Origin of the sequence: Micromonospora sp. MH33 (genome assembly GCF_003013775.1) — a bacterium.
Lineage (GTDB): Bacteria > Actinomycetota > Actinomycetes > Mycobacteriales > Micromonosporaceae > Micromonospora > Micromonospora fulviviridis.
The window spans coordinates 18,542-33,439 of sequence record NZ_MUYZ01000046.1; the positions used below are offsets into that span (position 1 = coordinate 18,542).

General features: G+C 71.6%; 12 protein-coding genes and 3 pseudogenes. 11 read left to right on the forward strand and 4 right to left on the reverse strand.

The features are described 5' to 3' along the window. Positions 1-177: 177 nt before the first annotated feature. A complete protein-coding gene (locus B0E53_RS10480) occupies positions 178-4,542 on the forward strand; it encodes a HAMP domain-containing protein (protein ID WP_107075872.1) in 4,365 nt (1,454 codons plus the stop codon). Beyond that, positions 4,539-5,096, forward strand: a complete 558-nt coding sequence (locus tag B0E53_RS10485) for a response regulator (protein ID WP_107075858.1) — start codon at positions 4,539-4,541, stop codon at positions 5,094-5,096. Before B0E53_RS10480 ends, B0E53_RS10485 begins: the two co-directional genes overlap by 4 nt. Before the next feature lie 4 nt (positions 5,097-5,100). Here the strand turns inward: B0E53_RS10485 and B0E53_RS10490 are convergent, their stop codons facing one another. After that, the gene (locus tag B0E53_RS10490) at positions 5,101-5,610 is read right to left on the reverse strand and encodes a MarR family transcriptional regulator (protein ID WP_107075859.1); all 510 of its coding nucleotides are present in this window, start codon (positions 5,608-5,610) and stop codon (positions 5,101-5,103) included. Between the two features lie 96 nt (positions 5,611-5,706). Here B0E53_RS10490 and B0E53_RS10495 point away from each other — a divergent pair, with 96 nt between their 5' ends. Both B0E53_RS10495 and B0E53_RS10500 read left to right on the forward strand, forming a co-directional pair. After that, positions 5,707-6,609, forward strand: coding sequence for an ABC transporter ATP-binding protein (locus B0E53_RS10495; RefSeq protein WP_107075860.1), 903 nt, complete (start codon positions 5,707-5,709; stop codon positions 6,607-6,609). Between the two features lie 76 nt (positions 6,610-6,685). Further along, positions 6,686-8,278 (forward strand): ABC transporter permease, encoded by a 1,593-nt coding sequence (locus B0E53_RS10500; protein WP_107075861.1) that lies wholly within the window; start codon positions 6,686-6,688, stop codon positions 8,276-8,278. Between the two features lie 77 nt (positions 8,279-8,355). Here the strand turns inward: B0E53_RS10500 and B0E53_RS10505 are convergent, their stop codons facing one another. After that, a complete protein-coding gene (locus tag B0E53_RS10505) occupies positions 8,356-8,688 on the reverse strand; it encodes an STAS domain-containing protein (protein ID WP_107075862.1) in 333 nt (110 codons plus the stop codon). Between the two features lie 150 nt (positions 8,689-8,838). Between B0E53_RS10505 and hemL the strand changes: the two genes are divergently transcribed. From hemL to B0E53_RS10535, 6 genes are read left to right on the forward strand one after another with little or no spacing between them, the layout of a single operon-like run. Beyond that, positions 8,839-10,176 (forward strand): glutamate-1-semialdehyde 2,1-aminomutase, encoded by a 1,338-nt coding sequence (gene hemL, locus B0E53_RS10510; RefSeq protein WP_107075863.1) that lies wholly within the window; start codon positions 8,839-8,841, stop codon positions 10,174-10,176. A 6-nt stretch (positions 10,177-10,182) separates the two neighbouring features. After that, on the forward strand, positions 10,183-10,830 hold the full coding sequence (locus B0E53_RS10515; protein ID WP_107075864.1) for a histidine phosphatase family protein: 648 nt from the start codon (positions 10,183-10,185) through the stop codon (positions 10,828-10,830). Then, positions 10,830-11,402 carry a TlpA disulfide reductase family protein gene (locus tag B0E53_RS10520; RefSeq protein WP_107075865.1) on the forward strand — a complete coding sequence of 191 codons (573 nt, stop codon included), beginning with the start codon at positions 10,830-10,832 and terminating at the stop codon, positions 11,400-11,402. The genes B0E53_RS10515 and B0E53_RS10520 overlap by 1 nt, the downstream gene beginning before the upstream one ends. Then, complete coding sequence (locus tag B0E53_RS10525; protein WP_107075866.1) at positions 11,402-11,599, forward strand: hypothetical protein; 198 nt, start codon at positions 11,402-11,404, stop codon at positions 11,597-11,599. Before B0E53_RS10520 ends, B0E53_RS10525 begins: the two co-directional genes overlap by 1 nt. 5 nt (positions 11,600-11,604) lie before the next feature. Beyond that, positions 11,605-12,216 (forward strand): IS607 family transposase, encoded by a 612-nt coding sequence (locus B0E53_RS10530; RefSeq protein WP_107075867.1) that lies wholly within the window; start codon positions 11,605-11,607, stop codon positions 12,214-12,216. A 3-nt stretch (positions 12,217-12,219) separates the two neighbouring features. Beyond that, a complete protein-coding gene (locus tag B0E53_RS10535) occupies positions 12,220-13,635 on the forward strand; it encodes an RNA-guided endonuclease TnpB family protein (RefSeq protein WP_107075868.1) in 1,416 nt (471 codons plus the stop codon). Here the strand turns inward: B0E53_RS10535 and B0E53_RS39250 are convergent. Then, positions 13,605-13,772: pseudogene (locus tag B0E53_RS39250) on the reverse strand (hypothetical protein); the annotation flags it as partial. The gene B0E53_RS10535 and the pseudogene B0E53_RS39250 sit on opposite strands and share 31 nt — an antisense overlap. A gap of 103 nt (positions 13,773-13,875) precedes the next feature. Then, positions 13,876-14,088: pseudogene (locus tag B0E53_RS39255) on the reverse strand (lytic polysaccharide monooxygenase); the annotation flags it as partial. Positions 14,089-14,360: 272 nt separating this feature from the next. Between B0E53_RS39255 and B0E53_RS10545 the strand changes: the two are divergent. Next, a pseudogene (locus B0E53_RS10545) lies at positions 14,361-14,898 on the forward strand (DUF4173 domain-containing protein); the annotation flags it as partial.

A 14,898-nucleotide genomic window follows, 5' to 3' on the forward strand; every position in this document is an offset into this window, starting at 1 on the left:
CGTATCCTCCACCGCCGCCACCCCGGGTGCCAAGCCGCTCCGCCGATTCCGGTCGGCGCGGGACAGATCGGGCGTGGCGCGGGCTCGCCGCCCGTGACCTCGACGGGACACGCGGCAGAATGGTGGGATGGCCGCGTGTCGGCACGAGCCGGATGGCCCCGAGCTGAGCGAGGAATGATGACCACGGCGAAACAGTCGGTAGCCGCGGATTCGTCCGCTTCCGACCATGAGGTGCTGCTCGGCGAGCTGGTCGAGGCGCTGCGGCGGGTGCGTCGCGGCGACCTCCGGGTCCGGCTGCCCCGACGGGCCGGCCTGGCCGGCGAGGTGGCCGACGCCTTCAACGACGTGGTGTCGCTCCAGGAGCGGCAGCACCTGGACCTGCGCCGGATCAGCCGGGTCGTCGGCCGTGACGGCCGACTGACCGAGCGCCTCGACGACGAGGGCCTGGACGGCTCGTGGGCGGAGGGGCAGCGGGCGGTCAACTCGCTCATCGACGACCTGGGCCGCCCGACCACGGAGATCGCCCGGGTCATCGTGGCGGTGGCCGACGGCGACCTGTCCCAGCACATGGCGCTGGAGATCGACGGCCGCCCGCTGCGCGGCGAGTACCTGCGGATCGGCCGGACCGTGAACACCATGGTCGACCAGCTGTCGTCGTTCGCCGACGAGGTGACCCGGGTGGCCCGGGAGGTGGGCACCGAGGGCAAGTTGGGTGGCCAGGCCGACGTCCGCGGCGTCGCCGGCACCTGGAAGGACCTCACCGACTCGGTGAACACCATGGCGTCGAACCTCACCGGCCAGGTGCGGTCGATCTCCCAGATGGCGACGGCGGTGGCCAAGGGCGACCTGTCGCAGAAGATCACGGTCGGCGCCCGCGGCGAGGTGGCGGAGCTGGCCGACACGATGAACTCGCTCACCGACACGCTGCGGCTCTTCGCCGAGCAGGTGACCCGGGTGGCCCGCGAGGTGGGCACCGACGGGAAGCTCGGCGGCCAGGCCGAGGTGCCGAACGTCGCCGGCACCTGGAAGGACCTGACCGACAGCGTCAACTCGATGGCGTCGAACCTGACCAGCCAGGTCCGCAACATCGCCCAGGTCTCCACCGCGGTGGCCCGCGGCGACCTCTCCCAGAAGATCACGGTGGCCGCCCAGGGCGAGATCCTGGAGCTGAAGGACACCGTGAACACGATGGTGGACCAGCTGTCGTCGTTCGCGGACGAGGTGACCCGGGTGGCCCGGGAGGTGGGCATCGAGGGCAAGCTGGGCGGCCAGGCCCAGGTACGCGGGGTCTCCGGCACCTGGCGGGACCTCACCGAGAACGTGAACCAGCTCGCCGGCAACCTGACCAGCCAGGTCCGGAACATCTCGCAGGTGTCCACGGCGGTGGCGAAGGGTGACCTGTCGCAGAAGATCACGGTGGACGCGCAGGGCGAGATCCTGGAGCTGAAGAACACCGTGAACACGATGGTCGACCAGCTCTCGTCGTTCGCGGACGAGGTGACCCGGGTGGCCCGGGAGGTGGGCACCGAGGGCAAGCTGGGCGGCCAGGCGCAGGTGAAGGGGGTCTCGGGCACCTGGCGGGACCTGACCGACAACGTGAACTCGATGGCGTCGAACCTGACCAGCCAGGTGCGGAACATCGCCTCGGTCACCACGGCCGTGGCGAAGGGCGACCTGGGCCAGAAGATCACCGTGGACGCCCGGGGCGAGATCCTGGAGCTGAAGTCGACGGTCAACACGATGGTGGACCAGCTCTCGTCGTTCGCCGACGAGGTGACCCGGGTGGCGCGCGAGGTGGGCACCGAGGGCAAGCTCGGCGGCCAGGCCCAGGTACGCGGCGTCGCCGGCACCTGGCGGGACCTGACCGACAACGTGAACTCGATGGCGTCGAACCTGACCGCCCAGGTGCGGAACATCGCCCAGGTGTCCACGGCGGTGGCGAAGGGTGACCTGTCGCAGAAGATCACGGTGGACGCGCAGGGCGAGATCCTGGAGCTGAAGTCGACGGTCAACACGATGGTGGACCAGCTGTCGTCGTTCGCCGACGAGGTGACCCGGGTGGCCCGGGAGGTGGGCACCGAGGGCAAGCTGGGCGGCCAGGCCCAGGTGAAGGGGGTCTCCGGCACCTGGCGGGACCTGACCGACAACGTGAACTCGATGGCGTCGAACCTGACCAGCCAGGTGCGGAACATCGCCTCGGTCACCACGGCCGTGGCGAAGGGCGACCTGGGCCAGAAGATCACCGTGGACGCGCAGGGCGAGATCCTGGAGCTGAAGAACACCGTGAACACCATGGTCGACCAGCTCTCGTCGTTCGCCGACGAGGTGACCCGGGTGGCCCGCGAGGTGGGTATCGAGGGCAAGCTGGGCGGTCAGGCGCAGGTGAAGGGGGTCAGCGGCACCTGGCGCGACCTCACCGAGAACGTCAACCAGCTCGCCTCGACACTGACCACCCAGCTCCGGGCGATCTCCCAGGTCTCCACCTCGGTGACCCGGGGCGACCTGACCCAGCGGATCAGCGTGAAGGCGCAGGGCGAGGTCGCCGAGCTGAAGGACAACATCAACCAGATGATCGTCACCCTCCGGGAGACGACCAAGAAGAACGCCGAGCAGGGCTGGCTCGACTCGAACCTGGCCCGGATCGGCGGCCTGCTCCAGGGTCAGCGGGACCTCGGCGAGGTCTGCCGCATGATCATGATGGAGGTGACCCCGCTGGTCGACGCGCAGCTCGGCGCGTTCTTCCTGGCGGACAGCTCCGAGGGGAGCGTGCGGCTGCGGCTCACCGCCTCCTACGGCTACGTGGCCCGCGGGCACGACGTGACCTTCGGGCCCGGCGAGGGGCTGGTCGGGCAGGCCGCCCTGTCCCGGCGGACCATCCGGGTCAACGCCCAGCCCGACGGGCGCCTGGTGCTCCGGTCCGGCCTGGCCGAGACGCCCCCGGCCGACCTGGTGGTGCTGCCGGTCCTCTTCGAGGGCGAGCTGCTCGGCGTAATCGAGTTCGCCGGGGTGAGCACCTTCTCCGAGCTGCACCTGGCGTTCCTGGAGCGGCTCGTGCTCACCATCGGCGTGGCGGTCAACACCATCCAGGCCAACCGGCGTACGGAGGAGCTGCTGGCGCAGTCGCAGCGGCTGGCGCACGAGCTGCAGGAGCAGTCGGCGGAACTCCAGCGCACCAACGCCGAGCTGGAGGACAAGGCGAAGCTGCTCTCCGAGCAGAAGACCAACATCGAGACGCAGAACCGGGAGATCGAGTTGGCCCGGCTCGGCCTGGAGGAGAAGGCGCAGCAGCTCACCCGGGCGTCGGCGTACAAGTCGGAGTTCCTGGCCAACATGAGCCACGAGCTGCGTACGCCGCTGAACTCGCTGCTCCTGCTGGCCCGGCTGCTGGCCGAGAACCCGGAGCAGAACCTGAGCCCGAAGCAGATCGAGTTCGCCCGGACGATCCACAGCGCCGGGTCGGACCTGCTCTCCCTGATCGACGACATCCTCGACCTCTCCAAGATCGAGGCGGGCCGGATGGACGTGGAGCCGACCGAGATCCATTTCTCCGAGGTCCGCGGCTACGTCGAGCAGGCGTTCGCTCCGCAGGCCGAGGAGAAGGGCCTCGACTTCCAGGTCCGGATCAGCAAGGAGCTGCCCCCGGCACTGGTCACCGACGCCCAGCGGTTGCAGCAGATCCTGCGTAACCTGCTCTCCAACGCGGTGAAGTTCACCGACAACGGCGCCGTGACCCTGCGGATCGCGCCGGCCGCCGAGAACGCGGTCTTCGACGTGCCGGCGCTGACCAACGCCCGGCAGGTCATCGCGTTCACGGTGATCGACACCGGCATCGGCATCTCGGACGACAAGCTCTCGCTGATCTTCGAGGCGTTCCAGCAGGCCGACGGCACCACCAGCCGGCGCTACGGCGGCACCGGCCTGGGCCTGTCGATCAGCCGGGACCTGGCCCGCCTGCTCGGCGGCACGATCACGGTGTCCTCCGCGCCCGGGCAGGGTTCGACGTTCACCCTCTTCGTACCCGATGTGCTGGCGCCGGACGCGGTGGTGGCGCCGGCGCCGCCCTCGCCGCAGCGCGCGGGCCTGCCGTCGTCCCTGCTCATGCCCATGGAGCTGCCGCAGCCGCAGGTGACGCCGGCGACCCGCCGGCTGGAGGGCGTGACCGTCCTGATCATCGATGACGACGTCCGGAACGTGTTCGCACTGACCTCCGCGTTGGAACTGCACGGCATGACCGTGCTGTACTCGGACAACGGAGCGGACGGGGTCCGCCAACTGGCCGAGCATCCGGAGGTGGACATCGTGCTGATGGACGCGATGATGCCGGACCAGGACGGCTACGAGACGACCGCGCAGATCCGGCGCAATCACCGCTTCGCCGACCTGCCGATCGTGTTCCTGACCGCGAAGGCGATGCCCGGCGACCGGGAGTCGGCGATCGCGGCCGGGGGTAGTGACTACATCACCAAGCCGGTGGACCTGGACGAGCTGATCGAGATGATGGCGTCCTGGATCGGCCGGAGCCGAGGCGAGGAGAATCCGTGACCCAGATGGCCAAGGCGCTGCTGGTGGACGACCGGCGGGAGAACCTGATGGCCCTGGAGGCGATCCTCCAGGGGCTGCCCGTGCAGTCGGTCGCCGTGGAGAGCGGCGAGGCGGCGCTCAAGCAGCTCCTGGTGGACGACTTCGCGGTGATCCTGCTGGACGCCCAGATGCCGGACATGGACGGCTTCGAGACCGCCACCCACATCAAGCGGCGGGAGCGGACCCGGCACGTGCCGATCATCTTCCTCACCGCGGCGGACAAGGACGCCCAGCTCGCGCTGCGCGGCTACGCGGTCGGCGCGGTCGACTACCTGACCAAGCCGTTCGACCCGTGGGTGCTGCGGGCCAAGGTGTCGGTCTTCGTCGAGCTGTGGGTGAAGACCCGGCAGCTCGCCGCACAGTCCGACCTGGTGCGGGAGCGCGACGCCCAGTGGCGGGTGCTCACCGACGCGGTGGACGAGGCGACCGCGCTGCTGCGCGCGGACGACGAGGCGGAGTCCCGGGAGCGCGCGGTGGACCTGCTGGAGCAGGCCCGTTGGGGCAACAGCGCCTGAGCGCTCAGGCGTCGGCCCGGTCGCCGTGTCCCGTCGCGGCGCGCCGGGCCCGCCACCGTTCGCCGAGGGCGTCGATCTCCTCCTGTACGAAGAGGAAGAAGTCCCGCATCTCGGCCACCCGCTCGCCCGCCGGGGTGTCCCGCCCGCGCAGTGCGTCCACGCCGCCGTTGGCGATGTCGATGAAGTTCTTGTAGAGGCCGGTCTTGGTGATGGTGGCCTCGTACCAGGGGTTGGCCGGCATCCGGTAGCGATCCCGCCGGGAGCCCTTCACCGGCTCGCGGACCAGCATGGCGAACTGCGTGAGGTAGCGCACCGCGCCGGACACGGCCGCCGCGCTGACCCCCAGCCGCTCGCCGATCTCGGCGGCGGTGAGTGGCGCGTCCGCGCTCATCACGGTGAAGAGCACCCGGCCGGCCATCCGGGGGAAGCCGACGTCCGCGAAGGCCATCGCCATCCGCTCGACGAAGAGGTGTACCTCCTCCTCGTGGGGGGTGGGGCGGTGGTCGTCAGGCATGGGCGGAGGCTCCTCGCGTGAAAGTCCCGTGAAGATGATGGTGCCTCGAATCTCAGTGTCTTCACAAGTTTGTGAAACGAGCGTAGCTTCCGAAGCATGGAAACCCCAATCGAGGTGTCCGGCCTGGTGAAGACCTTCGGCCGGACCCGAGCGCTCGACGGACTCGACCTGACCGTCCGCGCCGGCGAGGTGCACGGCTTCCTGGGCCCCAACGGCTCCGGCAAGTCGACCACCATCCGGGTGCTGCTCGGTCTGCTGCGGGCGGACGCGGGGGCCGTCCGCCTGCTCGGCGGCGACCCCTGGCGGGACGCCGTCGCCCTGCACCGCCGCCTCGCGTACGTGCCCGGCGACGTCACCCTCTGGCCCAACCTGAGCGGCGGCGAGGTGATCGACCTGCTCGGCCGGCTGCGCGGCGGGCTGGACCCCAAGCGCCGGGCCGAGCTGCTGGAGTCCTTCGAGCTGGACCCGCGCAAGAAGGGCCGGGCCTACTCCAAGGGCAACCGGCAGAAGGTCGGCCTGGTGGCCGCGCTCGCCTCCGACGTCGAGCTGCTCATCCTCGACGAGCCGACCTCCGGGCTCGACCCCCTCATGGAGGAGGTCTTCCAGCACTGGGTACGCCGGGCCAAGCAGGACGGCCGGACCGTGCTGCTCTCCAGCCACATCCTGGCCGAGGTGGAGGCGCTCTGCGACCGGGTGACGATCATCCGGAACGGCCGGGCCGTCGAGTCCGGCACCCTCACCGAGCTGCGCCACCTGCACCGCACCTCGATCGACGCCGAGGTCGCCGCCCCGCTGGACGGGCTGGCCGACCTGGCCGGCGTGCACGACCTGCGGGTGGACGGCAACCGGGTGCGCTTCGACGTGGACTCGGCCGCGCTGGACGCCGCCCTGCGGCGCCTCACCGAGCTGGGCGTCCGCAGCCTGGTCAGCACGCCGCCGACGCTGGAGGAGCTGTTCCTGCGGCACTACGAGGCGGTCCCCGAGGAGCTGACCCGATGAGCGAGCGTCAGCGAGCGAATCATCAGTACAGCGCGGTGGAGCCTCGTGCGGCCGCCGAGCGAAGCGAGGTGGTCGCATGAGCACCCTGACGGGCACCCGCCACCTGGCCCGGCTCATCCTGCGCCGCGACCGCGTCCTGCTGCCGCTCTGGGTGCTGGTCCTCGCCGTGCTGCCGATGACGTACGCGACAAGCTTCTTCGAGCTGTTCCCGACCGCCGCCGAGCGGGCCGCGTACGCCGCCGGCACCGCCCGCAACCCCTCGATCGTCGCGCTGCTCGGCCCGGTCTACGGGGAGAGCGTCGGCGCGCTGACCGCCCAGCGCGGCGGCTTCCTGCTGGTCATCGTGGCGCTGGCCAGCCTGCTCACGGTCATCCGGCACACCCGTGTCGAGGAGGAGGCCGGCCGGCGGGAACTGCTCGGTGGCGGGGTGCTCGGACGGCACGCCGGGCTGACCGCCGCGCTGCTCGTCACGTACGCGGCCGATCTGTTGCTCGGCCTGCTCACGGCGGCCGGGCTGGCCGCCACCGGGCTGCCGGCCGCCGGCTCGTACGCGTACGGCGTCGGCACCGCGCTGACCGGCGTGGTCTTCGCCACTCTGGGCGGGCTGGCCGCCCAGCTCACCGAGACCGCGGGCGGGGCCCGGGGCATCGGGATCGCCGTCCTCGGCGCCTCGTTCGCGCTGCGGATGGTGGGGGACACCGCCAGCAACGACTGGCCGAGCTGGCTCTCCCCGCTGGGCTGGGCGCCCCGGATCCGGCCGTACGAGGGGGAGCGCTGGTGGGTGCCGGCGCTGCCGCTGGTCGCGTCGGCGCTGCTCGCCGCGGTCGCGTACCCGGTCTCGGTGCGCCGCGACCTGGGCGCCGGGGTGCTGCCGCCCCGGCTCGGGCCGGCCACCGCCGGCCGGGGGCTCGCCGGCCCGTTCGGGCTGGCCTGGCGGCTGCACCGGGGCCAGATCCTCTGGTGGTCGGTCGGCTTCGGCCTGCTCGGGCTGATCCTCGGGGGCGCCGCGGAGGCGGCCGGCCGCTCGGTCGAGGGGAACCCGCAGCTGGAGCAGATCATGGCCCGGATCGGCGGGGCCTCCGGCCTGGCCGACGCCTACCTGGGCGCCACCTTCAGCCTGGCCGGGCTGGCCGCGGCCGGCTATGGCATCCAGGCCGCGCTGCGGATGCGCGCCGAGGAGTCCGCCGGGCACGCCGAACCGGTGCTCGCCACCGGCACGCACCGGTCCACCTGGCTGCTGTCACACGTGGTGTTCGCGCTGGTCGGCCCGGTCGTGGTGCTCGCCGTGACCGGCCTGGCCACCGGTGTGACGTACGGGCTGAGCGTGCAGGACGTGCCCCGGGAGCTGCCCCGGATGCTCGGCGCCGGGCTGGCCCAGGTGCCCGCCGCCTGGGTCCTGGCCGGGATCGCCGTGCTGCTCTACGGCCTGCTGCCCCGGCTCGCCGGGGTGGCCTGGGCGGTGCTGGCGGTCTGCGTGCTGCTCGGCCAGCTCGGCGCGGTGCTCGAACTCGACCAGTGGCTGCTCGACCTGTCGCCGTTCACCCACACGCCGCAGGTGCTCCGGGACACCTGGAGCGTCACCCCGCTCTGGGCCCTCGCCGCCCTGGCCCTGGCTCTCGCGGCGGCCGGCCTGACGGCCTTCCGCCGCCGCGACGTACCCGTCACCTGATGCCGGTCACGAAGTTGGCGGCTCTGTGGATCTCCACAGTTGCCGCCAACTTCATGACCAACGCGGAAGGGCGGGCGTCAGGGGGCGGTTTCGTTGCGGATCATCAGGGCGCTGCGCAGGCCCGTGATGTCCAGGACGCGGAGGAGGAAGTCGCCGACGTTGCTCAGCACCAGCAGGCTCTGGGCGTGGCTGGCCTTGCGGCTGAGCACCACGAGGGTGCCGAGGCCCTGGGAGTCGCAGAAGGTGACCCCGCCCAGGTCGAGCACGATGCGCGGCGGGGGCTCGGCCAGCACCTCGTTGACGACTGTCGACAGCTGGGCGGCCGTGAGCATGTCGATCTCACCGGCGAGGCGAAGCACGGCTTCGTCACCCGTCCGGTGTAGCGTGATGGACAGTTCGGCACGATCCACCCGGTCAGCCTATCGCGATCTCGACCAACGGGCCCGTCGAGCGACCGGCCGGTCGCCGAGCCGCGCCGAACGGACGAGGCGTGAGCCGGGTAACCCCCGGTGCGGGGTGCCTGCCGATCAGCCGCCCGGCGCTGACACAATGGCGGCATCGTGACCGATACCTTTTCCGCCGGATCCGGCCGCTACCCGGCCGACGCACCGGCCTCCGAGGCCCTGTTCGACCGCGCCATGGCCATCGTGCCCGGCGGGGTCAACTCCCCCGTGCGCGCGTTCCGTGCCGTCGGCGGCACCCCGCGCTTCATGGTCCGTGGGGAGGGTCCCTGGATCTTCGACGCGGACGGTCGCCGCTACGTCGACCTGGTCTGCTCCTGGGGCCCGCTGATCCTCGGCCACGCCCACCCGGCGGTGGTCGAGGCGCTGCGCGAGGCCGCCGCGCTCGGCACCAGCTTCGGCACCCCGACCCCGGGCGAGGTCGACCTGGCTGCGGAGATCGTCGCGCGTACCCCGGTGGAGCAGGTCCGCCTGGTCAACTCGGGCACCGAGGCCACCATGTCGGCGATCCGGCTGGCCCGCGGCTTCACCGGCCGCGCCAAGATCATCAAGTTCTCCGGCTGCTACCACGGCCACTCCGACGCGCTGCTGGCCGCCGCCGGCTCCGGTGTGGCCACCTTCGGCCTGCCCGACTCGCCCGGCGTGACCGGGGCGGCCGCCGGCGACACCATCGTGCTGCCGTACAACGACCTGCGCGCGGTCGAGGAGGCCTTCGCCGCCGAGGGCCCGCACCTCGCGGCGATCATCACCGAGGCGGCCGCCGGCAACATGGGCGTGATCGCCCCGCGCGACGACTTCAACCAGCAGCTCGCCCGGATCGCCCACGCGCACGGCGCGCTGCTCATCGTCGACGAGGTGATGACCGGGTTCCGGGTCTCCCGCGCCGGCTGGCACGGCCTCGACCCGTCCGACGCCGACCTGTGGACGTACGGGAAGGTCATGGGCGGTGGGCTGCCCGCCGCGGCGTTCGGCGGGCGCGCGGAGATCATGGCGAAGCTGGCCCCGGCCGGCCCGGTCTACCAGGCCGGCACGCTCTCCGGTAATCCCCTGGCGTGCGCCGCCGGCCTGGCCACGCTCCGGCTGGCCGACGACGCGCTCTACCGCCGGCTCGACGAGACGGCCGCCACGGTGGGCAAGCTCGCCACCGAGGCGCTGGCCGCAGCCGGGGTCCCGCACCGCCTCTCGTACGCGGGCAACATGTTCTCCATCTTCTTCACCGACGCCGACGTGGCCGACTACGACAGCGCCCGCACCCAGCAGGTGCCGGCGTTCAAGGCGTTCTTCCACGCCATGCTCGCCGCCGGCGTCTACCTGCCGCCGAGCGCGTTCGAGTCGTGGTTCGTGTCGGCGGCGATCGACGACGCCGCCCTCGAGCAGATCGCCGCGGCCCTGAGCGATGCGGCGACGGCGGCGGCAGCGGCAGGACACGGGGGGTAACAAATCGTGAGCGAGACGGTGGTCCACGTGCTGCGGCACGGCGAGGTGTACAACCCGGACGGCATTCTCTACGGCCGGCTGCCCGGTTTCCGCCTCTCCGAGCTGGGCGTCCAGATGGCCAAGGCGGCCGCCCAGGCGCTCGCCGAGCGGACCGTGGTGCACGTGGTCGCCAGCCCGCTCGAACGCGCCCAGCAGACCGCCGAGCCGATCGCCGCGCAGTTCGGCCTCCCGGTCGGGGTGGACGAGCGGCTGATCGAGAGCGCGAACTGGTTCGAGGGCAAGAAGGTCTCGCCGGGCGACGGCTCGTTCCGCGACCCGCGCAACTGGTGGGTGCTGCGCGACCCGGTGACCCCGTCCTGGGGTGAGGCCTACCGGGTGATCGCCGAGCGGATGTTCGCCGCCCTGCACGCCGCCCGGATCGCCGCCGAGGGCCGGGAGGCCGTGCTCGTCTCCCACCAGCTGCCCATCTGGACCCTGCGCCGCTACGTGGAGCGCAAGCGGCTCTGGCACGACCCGCGCAGGCGGCAGTGCGGCCTGGCCAGCCTCACCTCGTTCCACTTCGACGGCGCGAAGATCTCCGGCATCGGCTACTCCGAGCCCGCGGCCCACCTGATCGCGATCTCGCCGACCGCCCGGACGGCCAAGGGCGCCTGATGCTCACCCGGAGGCTCGTCGCCGCCCTGCTCGCCGCCGTCACCGCCGGTACGGCGCTGGTCGGCTGCTCCTCCGGCAACGAGGAGAGCCGCTGCGAGAGTGACGGCGTCACCATCACCTGCGCCCCCGGCCAGCGGTCGAAGACCCCGAAGGTGAGCGGTGAGCTGCTCACCGGCGGCAGCTACGACGTCTCCCAGGCGCGCGGCCAGGTGGTCGTGGTCAACTTCTGGGGCTCCTGGTGCGCGCCCTGCCGTGCCGAGGTCGACGACCTGGAGGCCGTCCACCAGGCCACCAAGGCGTCCGGGGTGACCTTCCTCGGCATCAACGTGCAGGACAGCAAGGACAAGGCGATCGCCTTCGAGGAGGGCCGGGTCACCTACCCGAGCCTCTTCGACCCGGCGAGCCGGCAGGCGCTCAACTTCGACATCCCGCCCAACACCACCCCGGCGACCGTCGTCCTGGACCGGGACGGCCGGGTCGCGGTGGTGATCCGCCGGGCCGTCACCCGGGACGAACTGCAACCCATCGTCGAACGGGTCGCGGCCGAGCAGCCCGCCTCCGGATCACGCTGATGGGCGACACGTTCCGCCAGCTCGCCGAGTCCGGCCCGCTGCTGCTGGCGGTCGGGGCCGCGGCGCTCGCCGGGGGCGGCGTTGACCGGCCGGTACGCGCCCCGGACGCCGCCCCGCCGGACGGCGACCGGAACACCACGTCGGAGCAGGAGCAGCTACTGGTGGTTGCTTTCCTTTCTAGAGCTGTCCATAATTGACTGTTGTGGGTAGTGTGTATCGGATCGGCGAGTTCGCTAAGCGGGTGGGCCGCTCGGTGAGTACGGTGCGCCGGTGGGAGGCGGAGGGCCGGATCACGGCCCGTCGCCTGCCGTCCGGGCAGCGGTACTTCGACGATTCCGATGTGCGGCGGGTGCTGCAGCCGGGCTTCGACGCGGACCGGCGGAAGGTCGTGGTGTACTGCCGGGTCTCGTCGCCGGGTCAGAAGTCTGACTTGGCCTCGCAGGTGGCGGCGATGCAGCAGTTCTGCCTCGCTCGTGGTCTGGCCGTGGACGAGTGGATCAGCGAGGTCGGCGGCGGGATGGACCTTCGCCGTAAAAGGTTCTTGGCGCTGATGGACGCGGTCGACCGGGGGGAGGTTGGCACGCTGGTGGTGGCGCACAAGGACAGGCTGGCTCGGTTCGGCTTCGACTTCCTGGAGCACGTGGCGGCACGTGGCGGCTGCCAGATCGTCGTGGCCAACCAGGAGTCACTGTCCCCACAGCAGGAACTGGTGGAGGACTTGTTGGCCGTCGTGCACACCTTCTCGTGCCGCCTGGACGGTCTGCGCCGCTACGAGAAGGAACTCAAAGGGGCGGACCTAAACGGTGGGGGATGACCGGTGAAGGTCACCCGGATCGCCTACTCGGTCCGACTGAATCCGGGCAAGTACGCGGCCTTGGTCGAGCAGGCCCGTCGGTTGGGCCGGGTGCGCGGCGAGGTGTGGCAGCGGTATGGCTCGATCGCCGGGGTTGGGTCTGGGTTGACAGACCGGCAGGTGCGGGACCGGTGGCTGGCTGACGGCACGCATGTGCAGTTCGCCGTGTTGGCGAATGCGTGGAAGGAAACCGTCCGCGACGCCATGGCCGACATCGCCGCGAACCTGGCGGCGGCCAAGGTCGACGTCCGGCGGGCGGTCAGCCGACGCACGAGCGATCCGGCCGAGCGCAAGCGAATGTTCACCGCGCTGCAGGCGCACCGGTGGGCCAGTGACCCGTTCCTGGCCCGGCAGATACGCAAACACTGGAAGCGTGGCCATAACCGCACGCACGATCAGATCGTGGTACGCGCCGACAAATACAACACCGCCGTCGATGGGCGGGGACGGTTGTGGCTGGCGATTCCCGGTCTCGAGCCCCGCAAGATGGTCAAAATCCCGCTATCCACGACCGTCGTCCCGACCGGGACGCTGCGGCTGATCCTGCGCAGCGGCCGAGCGGAGGTCCACTACCAGATCGACGCCTCGCAGATGCGCTCATCACAGCGACCGTGCGGCGACGCGACGATCGGCGTGGACAAGGGCTACACCGAAGCCCTGACCGACTCCGACGGCCAGCCCCACGGCACAGGTCTCGGCGTACTGCTCACCCGCGAGTCGGACCGGTTGAAGGAACGTAACCGGCGTCGGGCGAAGCTACGCTCGATCGCGAACAGCGCCGCCCTTCGTGGGAACCAGGCGAAAGCGCACCGGATCAAGGTCAACAACCTCGGCACGGTGAAGCGGGACCGGCAGGCCGCCCGACATCGGGCGCGGGTGCGTACGGAGATCTTCACCGCCGTGCACGAGGTCGTGGACAAGGCCGCCACCGTGGTCGCCGAGGATCTCACCAAACGCTTCACCGGCCGCAAAAAGTATCCGAAGAACATCAACCGGCGTCTCGCCACGTGGACCAAAGGAGTCACCGCCGAGGCCCTGAAAAGCGTGTCGGAGCGCAGAGGTTCTGCGCTCGTGCACGTCAACGCCGCCTACACCTCACAAGCCTGTCATCGCTGCGGCCGGTTCGGCCGACGCAGCGGGGACCGGTTTCACTGCACCTCGTGCGGGGTGGTGTGGCAGGCCGACGTGAACGCCGCGATCAACATCCTGCACCGAGCCGGCGACCCCGACATCGCCCTGCACACCCCGTATCAGAAGGTGAAGCAGATCCTGCAGGACAGGACCGATCGCCACCGGACCAGACTGCCGGTCCAGGACTCCAGCCCAGCCACCACCGGGCGGAGAGCGAATCATCCGAACCGCTCAACCATGAGTAAGTAGTAGGAAGCAGTAGTAGGTGTCCTGATGAGCCGGCGCCGCCCCGGCATCTGGTAGGCGCCGTCCCGGATCGGCGGGTCGGTGACCGTCAGGAACGGCTTCTCCTCCAGGTCGGCCCAGGTCAGCCGGCGGGTCGGGGTGTACGAGGCGGTGCTGGCGTAGAACCGGAACGTGCCCTTGTGCGTGGATCGTCGTGCGGTAGCGGAAGGTGTGCCGGGCCCCGGCGGTGAGCGTGGTGGCCGGCCAGTCGGTCCGGGGCAGGTCCAGCCCCCGGTACGCCGACAGCCCGCCGCTGCACAGCTCCCGGTCGGGGATGCGTTCCCGGTCCCGCCCGTCGATCCGGGCCACCCGGATGTTGTCCCACTCCCGCACGGCGGCCCCGGCGGCGATCGCGGCCCGGCAGGCCGGCGTGTCCGCCCGGCCACCCTCCGGACCGCAGGCCGCGGCCCGGCTCAACGGGCTGGTGGGGGCGCGGGCGCGCTCGCCGGCACGCCGGTGAGCAGCAGGGTCGCGGCGACGGCGGCGAGCGCGGCAGGCGTTCGGCGTACGGCCATGTCATCGACCTTCCGGGCACTGGTACGGGCGCGGGCCGGCAAAGGTTCGATCGCGCGCCGGCGTGGCCGCACTCTACGGCGGGCCCGGGTCTGCTGACCGAACGGACGGTCGGGGCGGCGGCGGAGCGGGGTCGGGCCCTACAGTGACGGCACCCCGTGATCAAGGAGCGTGCCGTGTCCGAGCCGCCACAGACCCCAGATTCGCCCGGACCCGCCTCGGCGGCCGGGTCCCGCGACGTCCCCGCCGATGTCACGCCGCACCTGCTCGTCGTGCCCGGTGTGGCGGGTGCGCCGCCCGCGGTGCCGTGGCCCGGCCCGGAGGGACAGCCCGCCTGGGCGATCCCGGTGGTCGTGCCGCCCGGCACTCGCGGCTACGCGCTCTTCGTGCCGCTGGTGCCGGTGGCCGAGGGAGAGCGGGTCGCGGCCCCCGGGCAGGCCACCGCCTCGCGGGTGATGATCCCCGCACCAGCCGTGCCCACCCAGGCCGCCCCACCGGCCGTCGAGACCCCCGCCCCGAGCGCGGCGGCGCTCCCGGCCGACGACGCTGCCGAGCCGGCCGGAGTGCCCACCGCAGAGGTCGAGCAGACCGGAGCGCCCACGGCCGAGGCCGACCCGACACCGGCTACGAAGGCCGAGCCGGAACCCGAGGCCGCGTCCACCCCGGCGACGTCGGCGGCCGCAGGCCCGGCCGCCGGAGCGGCGGTGACCGGCA

Bases quoted from the DNA above. Each gene is read 5' to 3' on its own strand.
- B0E53_RS10480 (WP_107075872.1), top strand. From the start codon at position 178: ATGACCACGGCGAAACAGTCGGTAGCCGCGGATTCGTCCGCTTCCGAC.
- B0E53_RS10490 (WP_107075859.1), bottom strand. From the start codon at position 5,610: ATGCCTGACGACCACCGCCCCACCCCCCACGAGGAGGAGGTACACCTC.
- B0E53_RS10495 (WP_107075860.1), top strand. From the start codon at position 5,707: ATGGAAACCCCAATCGAGGTGTCCGGCCTGGTGAAGACCTTCGGCCGG.
- B0E53_RS10500 (WP_107075861.1), top strand. From the start codon at position 6,686: ATGAGCACCCTGACGGGCACCCGCCACCTGGCCCGGCTCATCCTGCGC.
- B0E53_RS10520 (WP_107075865.1), top strand. From the start codon at position 10,830: ATGCTCACCCGGAGGCTCGTCGCCGCCCTGCTCGCCGCCGTCACCGCC.
- B0E53_RS10525 (WP_107075866.1), top strand. From the start codon at position 11,402: ATGGGCGACACGTTCCGCCAGCTCGCCGAGTCCGGCCCGCTGCTGCTG.